The sequence below is a fragment of the Bacillus sp. sid0103 genome (assembly GCF_019219025.1).
The window spans coordinates 1-698 of record NZ_JAHUWN010000097.1 but is presented as its reverse complement, the minus strand read 5'-3'; the positions used below and the strand labels follow the sequence as shown (position 1 = coordinate 698).

1 protein-coding gene is annotated in these 698 nt (G+C 36.5%); it reads left to right on the top strand.

Features of this window, described 5'->3' with window-relative positions:
- Positions 1-130: 130 nt before the first annotated feature.
- The coding region (locus KW850_RS32605) for an IS110 family transposase (RefSeq protein WP_218351725.1) at positions 131-698 on the top strand (568 nt) is incomplete at its 3' end.

The window sequence follows — 698 nt, the reverse complement described above, 5'->3', positions numbered from 1 at the left end:
ACTATCGGGCAGCATTCCTGTAATGAAGAAATATGGGGTTTGAACATAAAAAAGCCCCTTGGTATGATATGTGTGTCCAAAGCTTGCAGGCAAAAAGGACAACAATCACATATACCAGGAGGCTATTTAAATGAATTATAACCAAAATGAAAAGATTGCTCAAATTACTTCTCAAACGTTAATTATAGGCGTTGATATTGCTAAATACAAGCATGTGGCAAGAGCCCAAGACTTTAGAGGTTTAGAATTTTCGGCACCCTTTTATTTTGAAAATACAAATTCTAGCTTTAACAGTTTCATAGAGTGGCTTAAAAAGTTGATGGATCAAAACAAAATGGAAAAAGTGATCGTAGGAATGGAGCCGACAGGTCATTATTGGCTTAATTTAGCTCACTTCCTTAAGGAACAAAATATTAAGTTTGTAGTCGTAAATCCTATGCATGTAAAGAAAAGTAAAGAGTTAGATGATAATTCTCCTACTAAAAATGACGTAAAGGATGCCAGAGTTATTGCACAGTTGGTCAAAGACGGGAGATATGCCGAACCTAATATTCCACAAGGAGTATATGCAGAACTTCGAGTGGCTCGAAAAATACGTGATCTCTTATCTGTTGACCTTCAAGCAGTTCAAGGACAAGTCCATAATTGGATAGATCGCTACTTTCCAGAATTCCTTACCGTCTTTAAAGATTGGGAAG